The 18,695-nt window shown below is 70.8% G+C and carries 17 protein-coding genes and 1 riboswitch; of the genes, 2 read left to right on the top strand and 15 right to left on the bottom strand.

Going from position 1 to position 18,695, the window contains the following annotated elements:
- Window positions 1-99 precede the first annotated feature (99 nt).
- Window positions 100-720, top strand: coding sequence for a TetR/AcrR family transcriptional regulator (locus ACFRIC_RS03930; RefSeq protein WP_382778980.1), 621 nt, complete (start codon window positions 100-102; stop codon window positions 718-720).
- A gap of 305 nt (window positions 721-1,025) precedes the next feature.
- On the opposite strand, the gene ACFRIC_RS03925 is transcribed toward ACFRIC_RS03930, so the two are convergent.
- Complete coding sequence (locus tag ACFRIC_RS03925) at window positions 1,026-1,811, bottom strand: SGNH/GDSL hydrolase family protein (protein ID WP_382780765.1); 786 nt, start codon at window positions 1,809-1,811, stop codon at window positions 1,026-1,028.
- Between the two features lie 271 nt (window positions 1,812-2,082).
- Entirely contained in the window at window positions 2,083-2,985 is a 903-nt protein-coding gene (locus ACFRIC_RS03920; protein ID WP_382778978.1) for a peptidoglycan DD-metalloendopeptidase family protein, read from the bottom strand.
- Between the two features lie 4 nt (window positions 2,986-2,989).
- A riboswitch (cyclic di-AMP (ydaO/yuaA leader) is annotated at window positions 2,990-3,147 on the bottom strand.
- A gap of 666 nt (window positions 3,148-3,813) precedes the next feature.
- On the opposite strand from ACFRIC_RS03920, the gene ACFRIC_RS03915 reads away from it, so the two are divergent.
- Window positions 3,814-4,611 (top strand): tyrosine-protein phosphatase, encoded by a 798-nt coding sequence (locus tag ACFRIC_RS03915; protein ID WP_382778976.1) that lies wholly within the window; start codon window positions 3,814-3,816, stop codon window positions 4,609-4,611.
- Window positions 4,612-4,640: 29 nt separating this feature from the next.
- On the opposite strand, the gene ACFRIC_RS03910 is transcribed toward ACFRIC_RS03915, so the two are convergent.
- From ACFRIC_RS03910 to hpnC, 13 genes are all read right to left on the bottom strand, one after another.
- Window positions 4,641-4,787 carry a DUF6126 family protein gene (locus ACFRIC_RS03910; protein WP_326784303.1) on the bottom strand — a complete coding sequence of 49 codons (147 nt, stop codon included), beginning with the start codon at window positions 4,785-4,787 and terminating at the stop codon, window positions 4,641-4,643.
- The gene (locus tag ACFRIC_RS03905) at window positions 4,784-5,422 is read right to left on the bottom strand and encodes a helix-turn-helix domain-containing protein (RefSeq protein ID WP_382778973.1); all 639 of its coding nucleotides are present in this window, start codon (window positions 5,420-5,422) and stop codon (window positions 4,784-4,786) included. Before ACFRIC_RS03905 ends, ACFRIC_RS03910 begins: the two co-directional genes overlap by 4 nt.
- A gap of 63 nt (window positions 5,423-5,485) precedes the next feature.
- Window positions 5,486-6,886, bottom strand: a complete 1,401-nt coding sequence (locus ACFRIC_RS03900; RefSeq protein ID WP_382778971.1) for an aspartate aminotransferase family protein — start codon at window positions 6,884-6,886, stop codon at window positions 5,486-5,488.
- The gene (gene dxs / locus ACFRIC_RS03895; RefSeq protein ID WP_382778969.1) at window positions 6,883-8,835 is read right to left on the bottom strand and encodes a 1-deoxy-D-xylulose-5-phosphate synthase; all 1,953 of its coding nucleotides are present in this window, start codon (window positions 8,833-8,835) and stop codon (window positions 6,883-6,885) included. The genes ACFRIC_RS03900 and dxs overlap by 4 nt, the downstream gene beginning before the upstream one ends.
- Window positions 8,836-8,862: 27 nt before the next feature.
- On the bottom strand, window positions 8,863-10,020 hold the full coding sequence (gene ispG / locus ACFRIC_RS03890; RefSeq protein ID WP_382778967.1) for a flavodoxin-dependent (E)-4-hydroxy-3-methylbut-2-enyl-diphosphate synthase: 1,158 nt from the start codon (window positions 10,018-10,020) through the stop codon (window positions 8,863-8,865).
- 4 nt (window positions 10,021-10,024) lie between these two features.
- On the bottom strand, window positions 10,025-11,047 hold the full coding sequence (gene hpnH / locus ACFRIC_RS03885; protein WP_103549050.1) for an adenosyl-hopene transferase HpnH: 1,023 nt from the start codon (window positions 11,045-11,047) through the stop codon (window positions 10,025-10,027).
- 5 nt (window positions 11,048-11,052) lie between these two features.
- Window positions 11,053-11,694 (bottom strand): 1-hydroxy-2-methyl-2-butenyl 4-diphosphate reductase, encoded by a 642-nt coding sequence (locus ACFRIC_RS03880; protein WP_382778964.1) that lies wholly within the window; start codon window positions 11,692-11,694, stop codon window positions 11,053-11,055.
- The gene (gene shc / locus ACFRIC_RS03875) at window positions 11,694-13,697 is read right to left on the bottom strand and encodes a squalene--hopene cyclase (RefSeq protein WP_382778962.1); all 2,004 of its coding nucleotides are present in this window, start codon (window positions 13,695-13,697) and stop codon (window positions 11,694-11,696) included. Before shc ends, ACFRIC_RS03880 begins: the two co-directional genes overlap by 1 nt.
- Before the next feature lie 152 nt (window positions 13,698-13,849).
- Window positions 13,850-14,917 (bottom strand): polyprenyl synthetase family protein, encoded by a 1,068-nt coding sequence (locus ACFRIC_RS03870; RefSeq protein WP_382778960.1) that lies wholly within the window; start codon window positions 14,915-14,917, stop codon window positions 13,850-13,852.
- 59 nt (window positions 14,918-14,976) lie between these two features.
- Window positions 14,977-16,383 (bottom strand): hydroxysqualene dehydroxylase HpnE, encoded by a 1,407-nt coding sequence (gene hpnE, locus ACFRIC_RS03865; RefSeq protein ID WP_382778958.1) that lies wholly within the window; start codon window positions 16,381-16,383, stop codon window positions 14,977-14,979.
- Window positions 16,380-16,535, bottom strand: a complete 156-nt coding sequence (locus ACFRIC_RS03860) for a DUF6380 family protein (protein WP_382778956.1) — start codon at window positions 16,533-16,535, stop codon at window positions 16,380-16,382. The genes hpnE and ACFRIC_RS03860 overlap by 4 nt, the downstream gene beginning before the upstream one ends.
- Window positions 16,535-17,485, bottom strand: a complete 951-nt coding sequence (gene hpnD / locus ACFRIC_RS03855; protein ID WP_382778954.1) for a presqualene diphosphate synthase HpnD — start codon at window positions 17,483-17,485, stop codon at window positions 16,535-16,537. The genes ACFRIC_RS03860 and hpnD overlap by 1 nt, the downstream gene beginning before the upstream one ends.
- Window positions 17,482-18,384, bottom strand: a complete 903-nt coding sequence (gene hpnC, locus ACFRIC_RS03850) for a squalene synthase HpnC (protein WP_382778952.1) — start codon at window positions 18,382-18,384, stop codon at window positions 17,482-17,484. The genes hpnD and hpnC overlap by 4 nt, the downstream gene beginning before the upstream one ends.
- Window positions 18,385-18,695 lie beyond the last annotated feature (311 nt).

The following is an 18,695-nucleotide window of genomic DNA, read 5'->3' as shown; positions in this document are numbered from 1 at the left end:
CCGCGTCCGCCGGAGGGGCCTCGCGGGAGGGCGAAAGGCGCTCCGGGCCGGGCCCGCTCCCACGGGGCTTTGGGCGAGAGGGCTGTGTAGGGTTGCCGCGTGGCGAGAGTCCGGTTGAGTGTGGCGGAGCGGCGTGGGGAGTTGCTGCGCGCCGCCGTCGAGCAGATCGAGGCGCGAGGTGTCGCGGCGGTACGGATCGCCGACGTGGCCTCGGCCCTCGGCGTGAGCAACGCGCTGGTGCTGTACCACTTCTCCACGAAGGAGAAGCTGGTCGCCGCCGCGTTCACCCACGCCGCCGAGGACGACCTCGCCCATCTGCGCAAGCTGCTCGGCCGCCGCACGACGGCCCTGCGCCGCCTTCGCGCCGCCGTGCGCTGGTACGCCCCGACGGGGCAGGCCAAGGGCTGGCGCCTGTGGATCGAGGGCTGGGCGGTCGCGCTGCGGGAGCCCGCGCTGTGCGAGGTCACCCGCGACCTCGACCGGCAGTGGAAGGCCGCCATGACCGAGGTGATCGCGGAGGGTGTGGCCGCCGGCGAGTTCCGCTGCCCGGACCCCGCGAGCGCGGTCCTCAGGCTCACGGCCCTGCTGGACGGCCTGGCGGTCCAGATGACCGCGTACTCCGGAGCGGTGTCACGGGCACGCACCCAGGAATGGGCCGACGAGGCCCTCGCCCGCGAACTGGGCCTGGAGCGCGAGGCGTTGATGGCAGCGGTGCGCTGACGCTCGCGCTGCCGCCCCGGTCCGGGACACGGTGAGCGGGGTCCCCGGCCCGCCTCGGGCCCGACCCGGCGCCTCCCCCGGACCGCGTGTCACCCGGCACCACGGTTCGGACCGTGGCACCGATGATCGTCCCTGACCCGCCGGTGGCGAGCGGCGCCCGCCGCACACCCGGAGCGCTGCGCCCGCGCGATGCGGGTGAACCGAATCCACCGGCCGGGCCGGGCCATGCCCGTCGGCCGGTCGGCCCTGCCGGCCGAACCGGTTCGGTGCGCCGAACCGGTTCCGTCGGCAGGGCCGGTCGCCGTTCAGGCCACCGACTCGATGCGCAGCTTGATGTCGTCCGGGGACAGGGCTCCCTTGGCCGAGACGTGGTCGCCCGAGGACTCCCCGCGCAGGCGCCGTCCGATCCAGGGGACCAGGTACTCGCGCGCCCACTGGATGTTGTCGCGGCGCACCTCCAGCGTGCCGCGCGGCGGGAGGGGCGGCCAGGGCTGGTCCGGGTCGGCCGGGACCTCGAGGCCGAGGACCTGTCCGGCACGGAGCGCCACCCGGGTGTGCCCCTCGGGCGAGAGGTGCAGCCGGTCGCCGTCCCAGGCCCGCCGGTCCTGGATCGTCTTCAGGGACCAGAGGTCGAGGACGGGACAGCCGTAGCGGTCCGCGATGGCCCGCACGTGTCCGTTGTAGGTGGCGATCTTTCCGCGCAGATGCTTGAGCACGGGAACGCCACGGGTGTCGAAGCCGGTCGTCACCATGACGGTGCCGACGGCGGAGGTGAGGTCGGCGATCGCGCGCTCGAAGCGCTCCGCGACCTCGTCGGGGTCGGTGCCGGGGCGGATGATGTCGTTGCCGCCGGCGCAGAACGAGACCAGGTCCGGGCCGAGTTCCTTGGCCCTCTGGAGCTGGGTCTCGACGATCTGGTCGAGCAGTTTGCCGCGCACGGCGAGGTTGGTGTAGTCGAAGTCGCCTTCGGGCCTGCGGTCCGCGAGAAGTACCGCGAACCGGTCGGCCCAGCCGACGAACGCTCCGTCGGGCCCAGGGTCGCCGACGCCCTCGGTGAAGCTGTCCCCCACCGCCACGTACGACCCGATCACTGATCTGTTGTCACTCTTCGAATCGTCTGCCACATCGAGCATGATTCACCTTTTGATGTGAGCTACGCGACCGTAGGGAAGGGTTGACGGGCGGTGAGATAAGCCACTCGCCAAGCATTGGTCAACTCTGGAATAAGGCCCGCGTCAAGGCTGTTGAAGCAGCGATCGACCCGAGGCCGCGCCGCGGGAACACCGAAGGCCGGAACCCCGGGGATCATGGGGTCCGGCCTTCGGAGATCTTCCTGCCGTCAGGAGCAGGAGGAGGAGGGGGTCAGCCCACCGCGACACCGTGCGAGCGCAGGTACGCGACCGGGTCGACGTCGGAGCCGTAGTCCGGAGTGGTGCGGATCTCGAAGTGCAGGTGCGGTCCGGTCACGTTGCCGGTCGCGCCGGAGAGACCGATCTGCTGTCCCGGGGTCACGGTCTGGCCCGCCGAGACGGACAGGGACGACATGTGGGCGTACTGGGAGTACTTGCCGTCGGCGTGCTGGATGACGACCTGGTTGCCGTACGCGCCGCCCCAGCCCGCGGAGACGACGGTGCCCGCGGCGATGGACTTGATCGTGGTGCCGGTCGGGACCACGAAGTCCACGCCCGTGTGGTAGCCGCTGGACCACATGCTGCCCGCCACCTTGTAGCCGGTGCCGACGCTGCTGCTGTCGACCGGCAGGTTGTAGCCGGAGGAGCTGTCGGCGGAGGCGGTGTCGGGCGCTGCCGTGGCGGCGGCCGGGGCCGCCTGGGCGGACTTCGCCGGGGTGGCCGTCCGGGTGGACGTGTGCGTCGCCGAGTGGGCGGCCGAGGCGGCCTTCTTGCCGAGCGACAGCTTCAGACCGGGGTGGATCAGCGAGGGGTCGCTGCCGATCGCGGAGCGGTTGTCGGCGTAGATCTTCTTCCAGCCGCCGCCGACGTTCTGCTCGTCGGCGATCTTCGACAGGTAGTCACCGCGCTTCACCGCGTACGTCTTGGCCGTGGCGGCCTTGGCGGTCTTCGCGGCGGGGGCGGCGGTCGCGGCCTTCTCGACATGCTGCGCGACGGCGGCGGCCGGGGTCGCGGCGTGGGCGCCCGTGGCTCCCATCAGGGGCAGCGCGAGTGCGGCGCCACCGGTTCCGGCCACGGCGATCGAGCGGGTGAAACGCAGGGACTTGGGACGGCGGTGCTTACCCTTCGCGGGCATGACGATTTCCTCTCCGGCGCCTGCGGGGTGAGCTGTCGGGTGCGGGCTGGAGATGCCCGGCCGCGCTGCTGCGCGGCTGTACCCCTAGCCTGTTCCGGAAACCGGACCAGGCACGGAACCTGTGGGTCCCCCGCTCCTGCCGTGTACGGGTGAGTGTGCGGATTCCGGGCGGCGGCAGGATTGGGCGTCCGTCCGGATTGAGGCAGAACGTAAGCGAGATGAGAGCGCGTCGACAACTATGGGCGGTTTCTGTGCGCTCGCCTTTCTTGATCCATGGGGAAATCGCCGTCACCCTCCGTGGAGTGACGATCTTCCGGGCCGCTCAACCCGCCCGTGAATCCTGGCGTGTTGACAATTGAGGACGGCAACGCATCGTCACGAATATGACCCTCCTCACGCGACTCGCCCCAGGTTGCCTTATTCCAGGGCCAGTTGTTACGAAGGCGCCTATTCGGACAGAAGGGTCAGATGCGACGCGCGTGGATATCCGACACATTCGGATCCCCGAGCGAGAGGGTGCACAAAACGGCACCCCATTAATGCGGCATTTCATCGCAATCGCCCCGCCGTTCCGGCGGGACGAGAAGGGCGCGGCCGGACCCGCGACCGATCCCGCGCACTAATCGCACGTACGTTCGATACGAGACCGCCGCGGAACCCTCTTCCTGGGCTTTCCGTCGGCCTTCCGCCCAGAGGGCGGCCGCCTGTGGACAACTCATTGCCCGAGACACCCATGTCGTATCGTCGAGAGCGCGAGCCGGTACAACTGCCGACGAGCGGCGCCGAGTCCAGCCCGGCGACGCCGGCGGCCGAATGGGAGGAGCCCCCGTGACGCAGCAGGTCCCGTCGACCGAGCCCGAGCTCGGCGGAGTGCGGAACTTCCGTGACGTGGGCGGACTGCCCACCGCGGACGGCCGGCGAGTGCGCTACGGGCGTCTGTTCCGCAGCGGCCACCTCGCGCACGCCACGGAGGAGGACGCCGCGTTCCTCACCTCCCTGGGCCTCCACACGATCTTCGACTTCCGCAACGCGGCGGACCAGAAGCTGGAGGGCCCGGACGTCGAGCTGCCCGGCGTACGGAACGTGAACCTCCCGCTGAGCGACCCCGCGGACGGCAGCGAGTTCTGGAAGATGGTCCGCGACGGCGACATCGACCAGCTCCGCGGACTCCTCGGTGACGGCAAGGCCGCGAACCGGATGATCAACTCCTACCGCACGATCATCAGCGAGCGCACCGCCGAGCACTCCCAGGTGCTGCACGCCCTGGCGGACGACAGCGTGCCCGCGCTGATGCACTGCGCGGCGGGCAAGGACCGCGCCGGTCTGTCCATCGCGGTCACCCTGCTCGCCCTCGGCGTCGAGCGCGAGGCGATCGTGACCGACTACCTGGAGTCGAACGCCGCGCACCGCCGTTACAAGGTCCACCGCAACGGCTCCTCGGCCGGCGCCTACTCCCCCGAGGTCATGGAACTGCTCAGTCCGCTGTTCGACGCGCGCGCCGAGTACCTGACGGCCGCCTTCGAGACGATCGAGGAGAAGTGGGGCGGCGTCGAGGCCTATCTCGAACAGGGACTGGGGCTCACGCCGGAGCTCCGGGAGCGCCTGCGCGCGCGGCTCCTGGACTGAGCCGGAGCCGCGCTCCGCGACCGGGGGATCTACTGGTTCTGCGCGCCCAGCGTGAAGAGCAGGTAGATGAAGGCCGCGAACAGGTGGCCGACGGCGACGTAGATGATCAGCCGCACCCACAGGGCGCGCGGGAACCTGTCCTCCATGGACCGGCGACGTTCTGTGGGTTCGGTCATGACGTCTCTCCCGGGGTGGGGTGGCCGGTCGCCGGGCCGAGGCACAGCGCGGCGACGGGGCTCTGCAGCAGGGTGTGTACGAAGAGGAGATCGGCTCCGTCGCGCTCGGCGGCGGCGATGCGGTGCGGGGTCAGCGAGTCGAAGTGGGCGCTGTCTCCCGGCGCGAGGACGTGCGCGGTGTCCCCGAGGCGCAGACTGAGCCGCCCGTCGAGGACGTACAGCCACTCCTCGCCGGGGTGGACACGCACGATGTCACCCTGGGAGCCGTAGGGGACGTGCACGCGCAGGGCCTGCATGCCGCGGCCCGCGGAGCCCGCCTGCCAGTAGGTCCAGCCGCCCGCAGGGGCCGGCTCCATGTCGCCGGCGCGTACGATCGCGTCACGGTCGGGGACCGCCTCGCCGAGCAGTTCGGAGACCGTCGTACCGTAGACACGGGCCAGCGTGAGCAGCATCGGCAGCGAGGGCTGGCGCTGCCCGGTCTCCAGCCGGGAGAGATGGGCGGGCGAGAGTCCGGCGGCGCGGGCGGCGGCCTCCAGGGTGAGGGAGGCGCTGCGGCGCAGGGCGCGGAGCCGGGGCGCCACGGCGTGCAGCTCGGCGGACGGCTCGTCGACCGTCCCTGGTTCGGCAGGGCTCATGGAACCATTGAGCCAAACAATTACCTCTGGGGCAATTTTCTTGCCCCAGAGGCAAAAAACCTCTCAGCGGTTCGCCACCGCCTGCTTCACCAGCGTCTTCCCGAAGTTCCACATCAGCCCGCCGCCGTTGTGCGCGTCCTCCATCACCGCGGTGAAGGCCTCCACGAACCGGTCCACATCCCCCTCGTCGATGACCAGCGGCGGGATCAGTTTGATCACCTCCAGGTGGTCGCCGGAGACCTGGGTGAGGATGCGGTGGCGCTGGAGCAGCGGCACGACGACCATCTGCGCGAACAGCCCCTTGCGCGCGGCCTGGAGCATGGTCCAGCGGCTGCGCAGCTTGAGCGAGGCGGGCCGGCCGAACTCGATGCCGATCATCAGACCCCGCCCGCGCACCTCGCTGAGCAGTTCGTAGCGGTCGACCAGGGCCGCGAGCCGGGACTTCAGCAGCTCACCGGTGACGCGGGCGTTCGCGACGATCTGTTCGTTCTCCATCACGGAGAGCACCGCGAGACCCGCCGCCATGGCCTGGGCGTTGGAGCCGAAGCTCGCGGAGTGCACGAGGACCCGGTCCATGGAGGAGTAGACCTTCTTGAAGATCCAGTCCTTTCCGAGGGTCGCGCCCACCGGGACGTAGCCGCCGGATAGCGCCTTGGCGACGCACACCAGGTCCGGTTCGACACCCTCCTCGTGCTGGTAGGCGTAGAAGTCCCCGGTCCGGCCGAGGCCGGTCTGCACCTCGTCCGCGATGAGCAGCGCCTTGTGCCGGTGCAGCAGTTCCTGGGCGGCGCGCAGATAGCCGGGCGGGGACTCGTGGACCCCCTTGCCCTGGATCGGCTCCACGATGAGCGCGGCGACGTCGCCCTTCTTCAGCTCCCTGGCCAGGGCGTCGAGATCGCCGAGCGGTACGGCCGTGTCGGGCAGCAGCGGCGCGAAGCCGTCGCGGAATCCGTCCTCGCCGTTGACCGACAGGGAACCGGTGGTCAGCCCGTGGAAGGCGTGCGCGCAGTACAGGATCCTCGGCCTGCCGGTCGCGTACCGGGCGAACTTCAGGGCGGTCTCGACGGCCTCCGTGCCGCTGTTGCCGAAGAACACCCGGTCCAGGTGCGGGCTGTGGGTGAGCAGCCGTTCCGCGAGCAGGCCCGGCAGCGGCTGGCAGTCGAAGCGGGTGAGGTCGGCGAGCGAGGCGTCGAGGACGTCGTGCAGCGCCCGCCGGACGACGGGGTGATGGCGGCCGAGGCCCATCACGCCGAAGCCGGCGAGCATGTCCAGGTAGTCGTCGCCGTCCGCGTCCCAGAAGTGCGCGCCCTCGGCCCGTTCGTAGACCTTGTCGAAGCCGATGGTGTGCAGCATGCGCGGGAGCTGGTGGTTCAGGTACTTCGTGTGCAGGTCGTAGCGCTCGGCTCCGCGCTCGGCGAGGAGTGCGCCGAGGTCGAACTCCCCCTTCTGGGCAGGGTCGGTCATTCCTGTTTCTCCTTGGACGACTCTTCCTCGGCCGGCCGGTCGGCGGCCTCCGTCACCTCGTACGCGGCCTTGGCCCGCTCGTCCCTGACGGCCAGCCCGGCGCTGATCCGTCCGGCGATCTCGACCGGCGTGAGCCCGATGTCGGCGAGCACCTCGGACCGTTTGGCGTGCGCGAGGAACTGCTCGGGGATGCCGAACCGCCGTACGGGCACGTCGACTTCGGCGTCTCCGAGGGCCAGCGCGACGGCGGCGCCGACGCCCGAGGCCCGGCTGTTGTCCTCGACGACCGCGACGAGCCGATGGGCGGCGGCGAGGCGGGGCAGCTCCGGGTCGACGGGCTTGACCCAGCGCGGGTCGACGACGGTGCAGCCGATGCCGCGGGCCTGAAGCAGGTCGGCGGTCTGGAGGCAGACCGGGGCCATGACGCCGACCGCGACGAGCAGGACCTCGGGGCGCTCGCCCCGGTGCAGGACGTCGAGCCCGCCCACCCGGTCCACGGCGGGGATCACCGGACCGACGGACTCCTTCGGGAAGCGGATCAGGGTCGGCGCGTCGTCCACCGCGACCGCCTCCCTGAGCTGGGCCTTGAGCTGGTCGGCGTCGCGCGGCGCGGCGATCCTGAGCCCGGGGACGACCTGGAGGATCGACATGTCCCACATGCCGTTGTGCGAGGCGCCGTCGACGCCGGTGATCCCCGCCCGGTCGAGGACGAAGGTCACCCCGCAGCGGTGCAGCGCGACGTCCATGAGGAGCTGGTCGAAGGCCCGGTTGAGGAAGGTGGCGTACACGGCGACGACGGGATGCAGGCCGCCGGTCGCGAGTCCGGCCGCGGACACCGCGGCGTGCTGCTCGGCGATGCCGACGTCCCACACCCGGTCGGGGAATCTCTCGGCGAACTTGCCGAGCCCGACCGGATGCAGCATGGCCGCCGTGATGGCCACGACGTCCGCGCGCTCCTCACCGATCCTGACGATCTCGTCGCCGAACACGGAGGTCCAGGAAGGGCCGTTGGACGGGGCGAGGGGCTCGCAGGTGAGGGGGTTCATCACCCCGACGGTGTGGAAGTGGTCCTCCTCGTGCGCGAGCGCGGGTTCGTAGCCGCGCCCCTTCTCCGTCAGACAGTGGATGAGCACGGGCCCGTGGAAGCGTTTGGCGCGGCGCAGCGCGGACTCCACGGCTCCCACGTCGTGACCGTCGATGGGTCCGACGTACTTGAGCCCGAGGTCCTCGAACATGCCCTGCGGCGCGAACGCGTCCTTGAAGCCCTTCTTCGCGCCGTGCAGGGACTCGTAGATGGTGTTGCCGACGAGGGGGGTGTGCAGCAGGACCTTCTTGCCCCAGGCGAGGACCTGCTCGTAGCTGTCGGTGGTGCGCAGGGTCGCCAGATGGTTCGCGAGGCCGCCGATGGTGGGCGCGTAGGAGCGTTCGTTGTCGTTGACGACGATGATCAGGGGCCGGTCCTTGGCCGCGGCGATGTTGTTCAGCGCCTCCCACGCCATGCCGCCGGTGAGCGCCCCGTCGCCGATGACCGCGACGACGTGGCCCTTCCCGCCCTGCACCTGGCGGGCCTTGGCGAGCCCGTCCGCCCAGCCGAGCGCCGTGGAGGCGTGGCTGTTCTCGATGACGTCGTGCTCGGACTCCTCGCGGGAGGGATAGCCGGAGAGGCCGCCCTTGCCGCGCAGCTTGGAGAAGTCCTGACGTCCCGTCAGCAATTTGTGTACGTAGCTCTGATGGCCGGTGTCCCACAGGATGCGGTCGAAGGGCGACTCGAAGACCCGGTGGAGGGCGATGGACAGCTCCACCACTCCCAGGTTGGGTCCGAGGTGACCGCCGGTCCTGGCGACCGCGTGCACCAGGAACTCCCTCACCTCTTCGGCCAGTTCACCGATTTCCGCCTCGGACAGCGCCTTCAGGTCGCGTGGTCCCCGGATGTTCTCCAGAATCGTCACGTCGGGCCCCCTCTCGGTCCGTGCTGATCAGCTCACGGTGACGGCCGGTTCCCCGGACGCGACGCCGTCGTTCTCCATCTGCTCGGCGATCTTCATCGCCTCGTCGATGAGGGTCTCGACGATCTTCGACTCGGGGACGGTCTTGATGACCTCGCCCTTCACGAAGATCTGCCCCTTGCCGTTGCCGGAGGCGACCCCCAGATCCGCCTCCCGCGCCTCGCCGGGGCCGTTGACGACGCAGCCCATGACCGCGACGCGCAACGGGACCTCCATGCCCTCCAGACCTGCGGTGACCTCGTCGGCCAGCTTGTACACGTCGACCTGGGCGCGCCCGCAGGACGGGCAGGAGACGATCTCCAGGCGCCGCTGCCGCAGTCCGAGCGACTCCAGGATCTGGATGCCGACCTTGCACTCCTCGGCGGGCGGTGCGCTCAGCGAGACCCGGATGGTGTCGCCGATGCCCTCGGAGAGCAGCGCGCCGAACGCGACGGCCGACTTGATGGTGCCCTGGAACGCGGGGCCGGCCTCGGTCACGCCGAGGTGCAGCGGGTAGTCGCAGGCGGCGGCGAGCTGGCGGTAGGCGTTGACCATGACGACCGGGTCGTTGTGCTTGACCGAGATCTTGATGTCACGGAAGTCGTGCTCCTCGAAGAGGGACGCCTCCCACAGCGCCGACTCGACGAGCGCCTCGGGCGTCGCCTTGCCGTACTTCTGGAGCAGCCGCTTGTCGAGCGAGCCCGCGTTGACACCGATCCGGATCGGGGTGCCGGCGTCCTTGGCGGCCCGCGCGATCTCCTTGACCTGGTCGTCGAACTGCTTGATGTTGCCGGGGTTGACACGGACGGCCGCGCAGCCGGCGTCGATCGCGGTGAACACGTACTTCGGCTGGAAGTGGATGTCCGCGATCACCGGGATCTGCGACTTCTTGGCGATGGTCGCGAGCGCGTCGGCGTCGTCCTGCGTGGGACAGGCCACCCGCACGATCTGGCAGCCGGACGCGGTCAGCTCCGCGATCTGCTGAAGGGTGGCGCCGACGTCCGACGTCCGGGTCGTGGTCATGGACTGGACGGACACGGGCGCGCCGCCGCCGACCGCCACCGGTCCGACCTGGATGCGCCGCGAGACACGGCGCTCCGCGATCGGCCGGACCGGTACCTCGGGGAGGCCCAGGGAAACGGCGGTCATGGGGTCACCCGCGGCTTTCCGTGAAGGTCTCGCGGGCGGCCCGGATGGATTCCTTGAGGGAGCCCATGGTGGCGAGGACCGCGGTCGGCTCGTAGCCGCAGTGGGCCATGCAGTTGGCGCACCTGTCGTCCTTGCCGCGGCCGTAGGAGTCCCAGTCGGTCTCCTCCAGGAGCTGCTTGTACGTCTGCACGTAGCCGTCGCTCATCAGGTAGCAGGGCCGCTGCCAGCCGAAGAGCGAGTAGCTGGGGATCGCCCACGCGGTGCACGGGAAGTCGACCTTGCCCTCCAGGAAGTCCAGGAAGAGCGGGCTCTGGTTGAGCCTCCAGCGGCGCCGGTTGCCGCCCGCGAAGGCCTTCTTGAACAGCTCCCGGGTCTGCTGGACCCCCAGGAAGTGCTCCTGGTCGGGCGCCTTCTCGTAGGCGTAGGCGGGCGAGAGCATCATCTCGTCGACCTTGAGGTCGTCGTTCAGGTAGTTCAGCACCTCGATGACGGTCTGCGGGGTGTCGGTGTTGAAGAAGGTCGAGTTGGTGGTGACGCGGAAGCCGCGGCGCTTGGCCTCCTTGATGGCCTCGACGGCCTCGTCGAAGACGCCTTCCTTCGCGACGGACTCGTCGTGCCGCTCCCGCAGCCCGTCGATGTGGACGGCCCAGGCGAAGTACGGCGAGGGCTTGAACTTGTCCATCTTCTTGCGCATGAGCATCGCGTTGGTGCAGAGGAAGACGAACTTCTTCTTCGCCACCAACTGCCGTACGATCTCATCGATCTGAGGGTGCATCAGGGGTTCGCCACCGGCGATGGACACCATCGGCGCACCGGATTCGAGGACCGCGCCCACCGCCTGGGCGACCGGCATGCGCTGCTTGAGCACACCGGCGGGGTGCTGGATCTTGCCGCACCCCTCGCACGCGAGGTTGCACGCGAAGAGCGGCTCCAGTTCGACGAGCAGGGCGAACTTGTCCCGCTTCCGGAGCTTCTGTTCAAACAGGTATGCAGCGACCTTCATGGACTGCCGAAGCGGCATGGCCATACGGCTCACCTCCGAGGGAGCGACAAAGAACGGTGCCATTCGAAAAAAGCGGGAAGCACGGCACGAAGAACGCGGAAGGCTGATATTCCACCGCGGAACGTGCCGATTCGGACGAGTTCATGCTCTGGAGCATCCACGACCACCCGGACGGCCGCAACGGGACGGATTCCCGAGCGGACCGCGCCGAGCAGGGTGGCCGCCGACTCCATGTCGACGGCGATGGCGCCGGTCGCGAGCAGATCGGCCCGCTCGTGACCCCGGACCACGTGATCCGAGCCGGTGAGCGGCCCGGTGTGGACGGTGCGGCCCGGCACGGCGCGGGCCAGTTCCTTGACCAGCAGATCCGTGCCCACGCACGGCGTGGTGCCGTCCGGGTCCCGGGTCTCCTCGGCGACGACCAGGTCGCCGGGGTGCATGCCCGGGGCGAGCCCCGCGCAGAAGCCGGTCGCGAGCACGGCCGCCCCGGTCAGCGCCGGGTCGGCCAGCACCCGGGTGACCGACCGGTCGGCGGCCCGGGGCCCCATGCCGGTGCGCAGCACGGTGACCGGCCCGCCGGCGCCGCTCCGGTCGCCGCTGCGCAGGGCCAGGTGCTCGATGCCGAGCGCGCAGGCGATCAGCAGCGGGGCCGGGGCGGACGTCGTGACCATCAGCCCCCCTCGGCGGCGGAGAAGGGCTCCCCGTTGACGTAGCGGCCGAGCGCGGTGAGGGGGAAGACGTGGCGGTAGAGGTGGTAGTTGATCGAGAAGTCCCACGGGAAGCCGGTCCCCGTGAAATACGGCTCGTCCCAGGTGCCGTCGGGAAGCTGTGTCTCGGCGAGCCAGACCACCCCGCGCTCGGCGGCCTTGGACTCGCCCTCCCCCGCGGCGAGCAGGGCGAGCAGCGCCCAGCCGGTCTGCGAGGCGGTCGAGGCGCCGCGTCCGCTCCATCCGGCGTCGTCGTCGTAGGAGCGCAGGTCCTCGCCCCAGCCGCCGTCGTCGTTCTGCACGGACTCCAGCCAGGCCACGGCCCGGCGGATCGCCGGGTGCGAGCCGGGCAGCCCCGCCGCCACGAGCGCCGGGACCACGGACCCCGTTCCGTAGATGTAGTTGACGCCCCAGCGCCCGAACCAGGAGCCGTTCGGCTCCTGGTGGGAGAGCAGCCACTGGATGCCGCGTCGGGTGCGCGGGTCGCGGGTGAGTCCTTCGACGGCCAGCATCTCCACCACGTGTGCCGTCACGTCCGCGGAGGGCGGGTCGATGACCTCCCCGAAGTCGCAGAACGGCAGCCGGTTGGGGAAGGCGCTGGTGTTGTCGACGTCGAACGCGCCCCAGCCGCCGTCCTTGGACTGCATGCCGAGATTCCAGCGGACCCCGCGTCCGATGGCGTTCTCGACGCGGTCCGGGTCGTGGTGCCGGACGCGGCGCAGGGCGAGGACGACCTCCGCCGTGTCGTCGATGTCGGGGTAGTTGTCGTTGTGGAACTCGAACGCCCAGCCACCCGGAGGCAGTTGGGGCCGCTTCACCGACCAGTCACCGGGCCTGACGATCTCCTCGCCGAGCATCCAGTCCACGGCCTTGACGAGCTGCGGATGGTCGGCGGGCACTCCGGCGTCGGCCAGCGCGATCGTGGCGAGGCAGGTGTCCCACACCGGCGACTGACAGGCCTCGATCATCCGGGCACCGTCCTCACGCCACACGGCGAAACGGTTTAGCGAGGCCAGCCCCTCGCGCATCACCGGGTGTTGGAGGTCGTAGCCGAGCAGATGCAGCGCGATCACCGAGTAGACGGCGGGCGGCTGGATGCCTCCCCAGCAGCCGTCGTTCTCCTGGCGCTCGATGATCCAGCGGCCGGCCGTGTTCATCGCCGCCCTGCGCAGCGCGCGCGGGGCGACCTTGCGGTATTGGTGCAGCGCCTTGTCCAGGCGCTGGAAGACGCCGTCCCAACTGGTCACCGGGGCAAGGGGCCTGGCCGGGTTGGGGCGGTCGGCGTCGGTGTGCAGCTCGTCGAGGGGGAACGGCGCGGGCCGCACCGGACGCTTCGCCGAGACGACGGTCAGCGGCACGATGGTCTGCCGCGCCCAGCACCCGAAGTCGTAGATGTTCAGCGGCATCCACTTGGGGAAGTAGATGAGCTCCGGCGGGAGTTCGGGGAGGTCGTCCCACTTCCACCAGCCGAAGAGGGCGAGCCAGATCCGGGTGAACACCCGGGCCGCGGCGATGCCGCCCCGCTCGCGGATCCACGCGGCGGCCTTCGCCATGTGCGCGGCCTCCGGGGCGTCCCCGGCCAGCCGCAGGGCGACGTACGCCTCGATGGTGGTGGAGAGCTCGCCCGGACCGCCGTAGAACGAGGCCCAGGTGCCGTCCTCGCGCTGCTCACCGCGGATGAACAGCGCCGCGCCCTGGGTGGTCGCCTCGTCACGGATGCCCAGGAACTGGCGGAGCAGGAGGTCCTCGGCGTCCATGGTGACGTTCGTCTCGAGGTCGCCCTTCCACCAGCCCTCGGCGTCCTGCCGCGCGAGCAGGTAGTCCGTGGCACGCTCCATGGCGCGCGTGGCGGCGTCTCGGGTCTCGACTGTCCCGGCCGCCTCGGGAGTCGTCTGTTCCTGGCGTTCGCTGGCCGAGGCAGCGCGGGGCGGCAGGGCCCCGGTGCTTCCGTCGGTCGTCGCTGTCATGGCTTCCCCTTCGTGCAGTGGTGTGTCTCTGCTGTGGGTCCGCCGTCGGCCGGTGCGTTCGTTCGGATGGATATCCCTCCGCTCGAACGAGGTTCGAAGCTTGGGGAAGGCACCGGCCGGCGACTACGCGAGGTTTATTCGACCGATAACGATCATCTCTTCCGCACGACGACGAAGTCGGCCAGCGCCACGAGCTGGGCGCGGACCTGCTCGGGCATCGGTACGGCGTCCAGCGCCTCGATGGCGATCGCGTGCTGGCGGCGCGCCTCGTCGGCGGTCCACTCGCGGCCGCCCGCCTCCTCGATGAGCGCGGCGCGCGCCGCGAACTCCTCCTCGGAGAAGTTCTCGAAGTCGCTCGCCTTGGCGTCCTCGGCGAGCAGCTCGCCGAGCCGCTCGGAGGCGGGTCCGCCCGCGGCGAGCGCGGCCACGACCGGCAGGGACTTCTTGCGCTGGCGCAGATCGCTCCAGGTCTGCTTTCCGGTGGCCTCCGGGTCGCCCCAGATGCCGAGGAGGTCGTCGACGGCCTGGAAGGCCAGGCCGAGGTGGTAGCCGTAACGCTCCAGCGTGTCGGCGGTGAGGTCGTCGGCGCCGCCGAGGACCGCGCCGATGGAACAGGCGCAGGCGAGCAGGGCGCCGGTCTTGTTGCCCTCCATCTCCAGGCACTCCTCGACGCTGACGCGGTCGCGGTGCTCGTAGGAGATGTCCTGGGCCTGGCCGTCGATCAGGGCCCGGGTGGCGGTGGTCAGGCGTCGGGTGGCCCGGCCCGCCTCGACGGTGCCGAGCTCCAGCAGGACCTCGTTGGCCAGCGCGAACAGGGCGTCGCCGACCAGGATCGCCTGCGCGGGGCCGTGCACCTTCCAGACGGTGTCGCGGTGGCGGCGCTGTTCGTCGCCGTCCATCAGGTCGTCGTGCAGCAGCGAGAAGTTGTGCACCAGCTCGACGGCGACCGCGCCGGGGACGCCCACCTCGGGGTCCGCGCCGGCGGCCTGCGCGGAGAGCACGGCGAGCGCGGGGCGCACCGCCTTGCCGCCGTCGCCGTCCGCGGGGTTGCCCGCCGCGTCGATCCAGCCGAAGTGGTAGGCGGCGACGGTGTCCATGGGAGGCGCGAGACGGTCGACGGCCGCCTTGAGCACCGGTGTGGCCAGGGTCCGGCCGCGCTCCAGGAGCGCGGTCACGTCCACCGCGTCGGCAGCCGTTTCGGCCGGGGGCACAGTGGGCACAATCTCTCCTCTTGTTACGGAACCGGGGGTGCGGGGACCTGCCATGCTCCGGTCGAGCGTCATGCCGCCTCCTCGAAGAGTCCGAGGAGGTGGTCGCGGGGCCGGCCCAGGGCGCCCAGCGCGGCGTCCGCCGCGCCGACTCCACTGCGAACCGCACTCTCCATGGTCGCGGGCCACCCCGTGGCGGTCCACGCTCCGGCCAGGTACAGGCCGGGGGCCTTGGTCCGGACACCGGGCCGCAGCCGCCCGACGCCCGGTGCGGGAGCGAACGTCGCTGTGCGCTCCCGGGTCACGAAGAAGTCCTTGATCCCGGCGCCGCGCGCACCGGGCAGCAGCCGCTCCAGCTCCGGCAGGTACCGCTCCCGGAGCACGGCGACGGGCTCGTCGATCTCGTCCTGCGCGGCCGACTGCGACAGCGCGAGGTACTGGCCCTCCCGGAGCCCCGAGGCCTCGGTGCGGTCGAAGACCCACTGCACCGGGGAGCCGAGGGCCGCGAAGAACGGCGCGGTGAGGACCGTGCGGTCGTAGACGACGTGGATGTTGAGGATCGGCGCGGTGCCGATGTCCAGAAGCCGCTCGGGGGCGTCGAGCGCCCCCTCGGGCAGCAGGTCGTACGCCTCGCGCTGGGGTACGGCGAGCACGACGGCGTCGGCGTCGATGCGCTCGCCGGGAACCTGAACGCTCCAGCGGCCGTTCTCGTAAGGGGAGACGGAGGTGACGCGTGTACGGATCTCGGTACGTACGCCCGCGGAGTCGAGAGCCTTGCGGGCCAGGGTGTCGTGCAGTTCGCCCAGCGGGACGCGAGCCCAGCCGATGTCGGCCGCGCCCGGGTCGGACAGCAGACCCGTCTTGAACACCATCGCGGCGAGCCCCAGCGAGGAGTCCTGGGCCACCGCGTTGAGGGTGGCGACCCCCACGAGGTCCCACAGTGCTTCGACGGCACGTCGCGACTGACCGTGCCCGGCGAGCCAGTCGCCGAAGTTCTGCTCGTCGAGTGCCGGATCGGTGAGGTCCAGGCCCTTGAGCGCGAGCGCGGCCCGGCCGACCTTGGCGCGTTCGGCGAGCGAGAGGTGCTGGTAGGTCGCGAGGCTGCGCGCCAGGTGGAGCGGTACGGGCAGCGCGGAGCGGCCGATCCTGCCGAGCCGTCGTCCCTCGGGTGCCTCCAGGTCGAGAACGGGCACGTCGAGACGATCCTGCAGGGGCGCGAGCGCGGTCGCGTCGACGCGGTCGAGGAACCAGCGGTAGGCGGTGCAGCAGCGCAGGAAGACGTGCTGTCCGTTGTCCACGGTGAGCTCGCCGCGCTGGAAGGAGAACGCGAGACCGCCGAGGCGCGGCCGGCCCTCCAGCAGCGTCACCCGGAGCCCGGCGTCGGCCAGCGCGAGCGCGGCGGTGATGCCGGCGAGCCCGCCGCCGATCACCACGGCGGTGGACCGGCCGGAGTCGTCCGTGGACTCGACCTCGTTCATCGTTCACCCTCCCCCGCGGCCGGGCCGTGGTCGTCGAACGCTCCACGGCGGGCCGTCGCAGTCAGGGACGCCGCCCGGCTCCGGAGGGTTGCCTGCCGCTTGGCACCGGCCGTGTCGCCCGGGGCGTGTCCGCCCAGACCCCTGGTGTCCATCAGACGCGCCTCCGGACCGTGCGGCGGGAGACGTGCCGGGCGTCGAGGCCGGAGAGGCCGCGCACGGCGACGTACGCCTTCTCGCGTCCCGGCAGCGAGACCCGGCCGCGCAGCACGGCCTCCGGCTCGCGCTCGATGCGGTCGAGGAGCCGCCGGTAGATGCCCGCCATGGCCGCGACGCAGGCGCCGCTGCGCCGGTCCAGCATGGGCAGCAGCCGGTAGCCCTCCGCGAACAGGGCACGCGCCCGCCGCACCTCGAAGTGCACGAGGCCCGCGAAGTCGGAGCCCTGCGGTGGGGTCGGCCCGTCGAACCCGGCCGAGCAGCCGAACTTGGCCAGGTCGTCGGCGGGCAGGTAGGTGCGCCCGCCCTCGGCGTCCTCGCGGACGTCCCGCAGGATGTTGGTGAGCTGGAGCGCGAGCCCGAGCGTGTCGGCGTACTCCGGCGCGCGCTCGGCGCCACGCGCCCCCGGTTCGGTGCCGAAGACACCGAGCGAGAGCCGCCCGATGGCCCCGGCGACGCAGCGACAGTAGACCTTCAGGTCGTCCCAGGTCTCGTACGTCTCCCCGCGTACGTCCATGAGGACGCCGTCGATGAGCTCGTCCAGGCCCCCGAGGGGGACCGGGAAGTACGCGGCGGTGTGACTGAGGGCGACCGCGACCGGGTCGGTGTCGTCCTCGTCGACGGCGCCCGCGCGCACACGGGCGAGCAGCGCCCGGGTCTCCTCCAGGCGCGCCGCCTTCACGTCCGGCGCCAGCGTGCCGTCGCCGATGTCGTCCACGCGCCGCGAGAACGCGTAGAGCGCCGACATGGCACGGCGCTTGGACGTCGGCAGAAGCCTGATGCCGTACGCGAAATTACGCGCCTGCTGACCGGTCACCGCCTCGCAGTAGCTGTACGCGGCGAGTACCGGTGCGGACACGTGCTGGTCCGACTCCACGGTCCGGATCACCCCTCTCCTCGCAGAGTCACTCCCACCTCGCGCAGCAACTGGAGCTTGCCGGGCTTGGGCGGGCCGGGAAGTACGTCGTATTCGGCGGCGGCGATCGCACGGACCGCCGCCTTCCCCCCCGCGACGAACCCCGCGAGCAGCAGTTTCAGCCTGCCGTGGACGCTACCCACGAGGGGGGTGCCTTCATTCAGGAGGTTCAAGGCGCGTTCTGCTTCGTATGCAACCAGTGCTCGCACCGATGCGCCTGCTGTGGGGGCCGCGAGATCGGATTCGACGACGTGGAAGCGCTTCATGTCCTCGGCGGGCAGGTAGACGCGGTCGCGGCCGAGGTCCTCGGTCACGTCCTGGAGGTGCTCGACGATCTGGAGCCCCGTGCACACCGCGTCGGAGCGGCGGACGCGCTCGGGCGTGGAGGTTCCGGTGACGGAGAGGACCAGGCGGCCGACGGGGTTCGCGGACAGCTCGCAGTAGGCGAGCAGGTCGTCGTAGGTCTCGTACCGCTTGACGAGCTGGTCCTGGCGGTTGGCGGCGATCAGGCCGAGGAACGGCTCGGGGGTCAGACCCGCGCGGCGGACCGTGGGCAGCAGCCGGCGCATCAGCGGGTGACGCGGGGCCGAGTCGAACACACGGTGAAGATCGGCTTCGAGGGCGTCGAGCATGACCAGGCGGTCCTCGGCGTCCTCGGCCGGCACGCCGAGGAGGCGGGCGTCGGCGCCGCCGGGGGCGAGATCGCCGTCGCCGATGTCGTCCACGAGACGGGCGAAGCCGTACACGGCCATGAGGTCGTCGCGCCAGGCCCTGGGCAGGAAGAACGGGGCCACGGGGAAGTTCTCGTCCGCGGCTTTGTCGAGGGTGCCGCGCTCCGGATCGCCGGTGCGGGCCGTCCCGGCTTGGGTCACCGCTCGCCGCCCGACGCGAGGACGGCACACGCATCGCGGAGCTGGAGAGTCACCGTAGCCATTGCCGTCACATCTCCCGTTCTACACTGCCGACCCAACACTGCCCATTTCGGACACGCCGCCCGGAGATCCGCTCGGCGTGACGGTGCCGGGTGTCGCGTATTATCGCCCTACTTGACGCGTTTCAGCACCGGTACAGCTTACGTTGTACAACGCGGCACACTCCGCCGGGGTGTCCTGCACATCACAACAACACACCGATTGGCGTCAAGATTCCTCATGCCGACGGGAGTTGGCGTTTCCCTTGCAGA

This window comes from Streptomyces sp. NPDC056738 (assembly GCF_042790435.1).
GTDB lineage: Bacteria > Actinomycetota > Actinomycetes > Streptomycetales > Streptomycetaceae > Streptomyces.
The sequence above is the reverse complement of the archived record's forward strand: the minus strand, read 5'-3'. Positions and strand labels throughout refer to the sequence as shown.